At 69.1% G+C, this 4,566-nt stretch carries 5 protein-coding genes; 1 reads left to right on the plus strand and 4 read right to left on the minus strand.

Going from position 1 to position 4,566, the window contains the following annotated elements; translation table 11 throughout:
• Positions 1 to 10 precede the first annotated feature (10 nt).
• Both tauD and Q7T84_RS06505 read right to left on the minus strand, forming a co-directional pair.
• Positions 11 to 889 carry a taurine dioxygenase gene (gene tauD / locus Q7T84_RS06500; protein WP_304806946.1) on the minus strand — a complete coding sequence of 293 codons (879 nt, stop codon included), beginning with the start codon at positions 887 to 889 and terminating at the stop codon, positions 11 to 13.
• 131 nt (positions 890 to 1,020) lie between these two features.
• Positions 1,021 to 1,794 (minus strand): sialate O-acetylesterase, encoded by a 774-nt coding sequence (locus Q7T84_RS06505; protein WP_304806948.1) that lies wholly within the window; start codon positions 1,792 to 1,794, stop codon positions 1,021 to 1,023.
• Between the two features lie 135 nt (positions 1,795 to 1,929).
• Here Q7T84_RS06505 and Q7T84_RS06510 point away from each other — a divergent pair, with 135 nt between their 5' ends.
• Complete coding sequence (locus Q7T84_RS06510) at positions 1,930 to 3,129, plus strand: MFS transporter (protein WP_304806949.1); 1,200 nt, start codon at positions 1,930 to 1,932, stop codon at positions 3,127 to 3,129.
• Here Q7T84_RS06510 and Q7T84_RS06515 read toward each other — a convergent pair.
• A complete protein-coding gene (locus tag Q7T84_RS06515) occupies positions 3,114 to 4,355 on the minus strand; it encodes a glycosyltransferase family 4 protein (RefSeq protein ID WP_304806950.1) in 1,242 nt (413 codons plus the stop codon). The two genes, Q7T84_RS06510 and Q7T84_RS06515, sit on opposite strands and share 16 nt — an antisense overlap.
• Positions 4,352 to 4,566: hypothetical protein (locus tag Q7T84_RS06520; protein ID WP_304806952.1), on the minus strand; the 215-nt coding region annotated here is incomplete at its 5' end. The genes Q7T84_RS06515 and Q7T84_RS06520, both read right to left, overlap by 4 nt.

Here is a 4,566-nt window from a genome sequence, read left to right on the forward strand (position 1 = left end):
CGGGCCTAGGCTATTCGGCGGCGGCTTTCAGCCCGGCCGGCATCCGCGAGCGGTGATAGGGGCGGTCGCCCAGCACCGTGGCGCGGTTCATGATCCGCCGGTTGGGAAGGTAGTCGTTGCCCGCATCGTGCGGGGTCACGCGATTGGCCCAGAAGGCGACGGCGGTGTCCGTCCAGCGCCAGCGGACCAGGAACTCCGGCTTCTGGATGTGCTCGAACAGCATGTTCAAGATCGCGTCGCTCTCCTTGCGGCGCAGGCCCTTGATCCGGTCAGTGAAGCCGAAATTGACGAACAGGCCGTCCTCGCCGGTTTCCGGATGGGTGCGGATCACCGGGTGCAGGACCGGCGGATTGGCCGCGACGGCCTGGGCGTGCTTCTCCGCACCGGCGCCAGCCGCCACGATGCCGCGCTGAGGGAAGCCGCGCGCGAAGTCGTGCACCGCGTCGAGGCTCGACAGGAATTCCTGGAAGCTTGGCGACAGCGCCTCGTAAGCCGCCTTCATGTTCGACCAGATGGTGTCGCCGCCCTCCGGCGGCAGCAGCTTGGCGTAGAGGATCGAGGCCATCGGCGGCGTCTGGATGAAGGTGACGTCGGTGTGCCAGCTGTCGTTGTCGGTCGGGTTGTCCTTGTGGTTGTCCAAGATGAACAACTCGGGGGCCTCAGGCACACCCGGATAGAGCGGATGAGTATGCAGGGCTCCGAACCTGGCGGCGAAGTCGCGGTGCTGGACCGGTGTGATGTGCTGGTCCTCGAAGAAGATCACCTGGTGCTTGAGCAGCGCCTGGCGGATCTCCTCGAACTGCTCGGCGTCCAGCGGCGCCGAGAGATCGACGCCCTCCACTACCGCGCCGATGGTGGGCGTCAGGGTGGTCACTTGGAACTTGGCCATGTCTAGCGCTCCGCTTGGGTATCGCATCTAAGCGCGGAAACGCAGACCTCGCCAGAGGCGTGACGTTGTTATGTGGAGTGGCGCGATTTGAACGGCGACATCAGGGTGTCATCAGCCGAGCACTTCAGCGGCTAGCGCGCGCGGTATTGGTCAAAAAATCCATCGCCCAGCTGGACCTGGCCGGCGCCGGTGAAGTGCGTGTTGTCCGCCGGCTGGCGCGGGAAGAGATCGGTGTCGATTAGGTGGACGTCGGGGACAGATGCGGCAACCGCCGCTTGGGCCTGCCTGACCTGTTCCCATGTTTTTGAGCCGGGCGGCCTGTCGATCTGGCCGACATAGACTTTGGTCTGGTCGTCGCCCCAGCGCGCGCGGATACGGATCACCAGATCGGTGAGGTTCTGGCGGTAGGCCTTCGCCTTAGCCGGATCCTGCGCGTCGGTCTCACCCTGCATCCAGAAAACCGCGGCGACCTGGCGCGGCAGGCCCTCAGCCTTCAGCGCCGCCTTGGCCGCATCGAGCTCGGCCGTGGCCTTGTCCCAGACATCGTCATGGGACGAGGGCGACCAGTCTCGATCATTGGGGGTGGCCGCCAAGCCGGTTTCGCCGCGTGCGTATTTCACCAAGCGCAGGTCGCCGCAGGGGTGACCTTGGCTCCAGCGGAAGGCTAGCTGGGACTCAGGCCCCCAGGCGCCAGGATTGGTGAGCGAGCCGGTGTTGACGCCGGGCTGCAACGGAGCGAACGCGTGGCGGGCGGGATCCCAGATCTGCACCTTGGCGATCGGTTTGCGCAGGTGGGGCGGGAGGTCGGCGGGGCCGAGCGTGTAGCCCAGGGCGTTCGACTGCCCGGCGACGACGATGAGGCTCGACGGGCAATCGGCCGGGCTGCCGTAGTTCGGACTGTCCAAGGCCAACTCCTGCGCCTGCGCACCGACAAGGCGACTAGTCGGGCCGGGACGATGGCGTCAAGCCGAACATGAGCCCTGGCGCTGGGGGGCCGCTCCGGGTCAGATGCGCCGCGCCATTTCGGGGGAATCAAAAACATGGCCAAGGCCATCGGGGGGCGGCTCGCCCCAGGCTTCATTGTCGCCATCTGTTTCGGGATCGCGGCGCTGGAAGGCTATGACATCCAGGCCTTCGGCGTGGCTGCGCCACATATGGCGCCGGAGCTCGGCCTAGGCCCAGCTGAACTGGGCTGGGCGGGAAGCGCGGCGATGTTCGGCCTGGTCATCGGCGCGCTTTCGGGCGGCTGGCTGGCCGACCGGTTCGGCCGCCGGCCGGTGCTGACCGTTTCGGTGGCGCTGTTCGGGATTTTCTCGGTGGTCACCGCCCTGTCCCACAATTTTGAGATGCTGACCCTGGCGCGCTTGGCCACTGGGATCGGGTTTGGCGGCGCGATGCCGAACTTGATCGCCATCGCCACCGAGATCAGCCCCCCCAACCGCCGGGCCATGACCACCACCACCATGTTCTGCGGTCTGCCGGCCGGCGGCGCGGTGGTCGCCTTGCTGGCCCAGTTCGGGGGCGAGGCGCTGGACTGGCGGATGATCTTCTTGATCGGCGGCGCGCTGCCGCTGCTGCTGGCGCCGGTGGTGTTCTTCTTCTTGCCCGAGACCCGCCCCGCGCCGAGCGAGGACCTGGACCGCCGGGTGATGCGCGGCCTGTTCGCCGAGGGGCGAGCGCGCGCCACCCTGCTTATCTGGATGATCTTCGCGCTCGACCTGCTGGTCACCTATCTGTTGCTGAACTGGCTGCCGACCCTGGTGGTCGCCAAGGGCTTCACCGCCACCGACGGCGCCTCGGCCTCGTTCTGGATGAACATCGCCAGCGTCGGCGGGGCGTTGCTGCTGGGCTGGAGCGCCGATCGCTTCGGCTATCGCTGGCTGTTGGTCAGCGTTTATGCGGGCCTGGCCGCCGCGCTCTACGTGCTGGCCCAGGCGACTGGCATGGCCGCGGTCATCGCAGGTTCGGCCGCGGCAGGACTGACCGTGGTCGGCGGGCTCTACGTGCTCTATGCGCTCGCCCCCACATACTACCCGCCGCATATTCGCGCGGCCGGAGCGGGCGCGGCGATCGCCGTGGGGCGGCTCGGGTCGATCGGCGGGCCGCTGATCGCCGGCGAACTACGCGCCGCTGGCTATGGTCCCGACGAGGTGCTGATGGCGCTAATCCCGGCGGTGCTGCTGACGGTGGCAGGCGTCTGGGCGCTCACCACCTTCTGCAAGCCTCACCCCGACGCCTGAGCCGCTCGCCGCGAGGCGCGGGTGGCGGCCATCGCCGCCCGCTGCACGCCGTCGGGCAGGGTGGTGAACCAGGCCTGCGGCGACAACCGCTCGGACACCCGCTTGCGGCCAGCTTCCGTCAATCGCGCGGCGAGGTCCGGCTCGGCGCGCAGACGCTGCAGGGCCTTGGCGGCGGCGAGCAGGTCAGGATCGGCCCAACTCTGGCCGTGATAGATGCCTTGCGGGTCGTCGACCGCGATGGGGCTGGACGGCACGACCATGGCGCAGGTCGCGTCCATGAAGTCAGCGTTGCCCGACCAGCCGGTGGCGACCACCGGTGTGCCGAGCGCCATAGCCTCGGCCATGGTCAGGCCAAAGCCCTCGGCGCGGTGCAGCGAGATCAGCACGTCGGCGGCCGCGATCAGCGATTTCACCTCGCCATAGGGCCAGACCTCGTCGACCACGGTGACATTGGCCGGCGCCGAGGCCTTCAGCTTGGCTAGCAGGTCGGGGAACAGCTCGCCGCGCTGGGTCTTGATGACCAGCCGCGCGCTCGGATCGTTCGGGAACGCCCGCGCGAAGGCCTTTATCACGCCCTCGGGGTTCTTGCGGGCCGCCGAGGAGTTGAAGTCGAACAGGGTCACGGCCAGGAAGCCAGGCCCGCGCGGGGCCGGGGTCACGCCGCGATAGTCCTCGAGGAACAGCGGGTGGGGCACCACCCGTACCGGAGCGGCCGCGCCGCGCAGAGCGTCTGCGGTATAGGTGCTGGGCGCCCAGACGCCGTCCAGCAGCGCGGCGTCCTTAAGCCAGGATTTGGGAGCCTTCGGCAGCTCCCAGGCCCAGTAGCCATAGCGCGGCCCCTGGACGTTCTTGGGGCCCAGGAAGGCCAGGGCCGCCAGGATTTCCGGCGCGTTAATGTGGAAAATCCAGGCGCCCGGCGTGCGGGCCGCCTCGGCGGCGCCGATCCAGTCGAGCCGCGCCCCGGAGACGTCCACCTGCTCGACCGGCACGCCCAGGGCCTCGAAGGCGCGGACCGCCAGCTTGGCGGAGGCGGCGATGCCATAGGAGCCGCCGAAGTCGCCGACCACGCGGATCGGGCCGGAGAAGTCGTCGGCCGCGTGGGGCTTGCGCGCCTGGCGCCGGACATAGGCTTCGAGCGCGGGGCCCAGGATCGGCTGGGCCAGGCGCCGGACCGGCTCGGGCGTCAGGCCGCGCCAGAGGCGGCGGGTGGTGGAAAGCAGGCTCATGCGCTGGCGGACCCCCAGGTGACGCCCTGTCTCAACAGGGCGATGGCGTCGGCCGGGACCAGGCCAGGGTCGGTCCGGAAGACCAGCTTCTCGACCTTGGCCGGGGCGGGCGCGGGTGCGCCTTCGGGAGTTCGGAAACGGTTGGCGCCGGCGTCGAACACCAGGGCGTCGCCGCCGGCGGCTCCGGGGGTCCAGCGCTCAACGACCAGCA

This window comes from Phenylobacterium sp., assembly GCF_030654915.1.
GTDB lineage: Bacteria > Pseudomonadota > Alphaproteobacteria > Caulobacterales > Caulobacteraceae > Phenylobacterium.

What these genes read in the sequence shown, in the direction of transcription:
- Q7T84_RS06510 (WP_304806949.1), top strand. Translation starts at nt 1,930, where the DNA reads ATGGCCAAGGCCATCGGGGGGCGGCTCGCCCCAGGCTTCATTGTCGCC.
- Q7T84_RS06515 (WP_304806950.1), bottom strand. Translation starts at nt 4,355, where the DNA reads ATGAGCCTGCTTTCCACCACCCGCCGCCTCTGGCGCGGCCTGACGCCC.
- tauD (WP_304806946.1), bottom strand. Translation starts at nt 889, where the DNA reads ATGGCCAAGTTCCAAGTGACCACCCTGACGCCCACCATCGGCGCGGTA.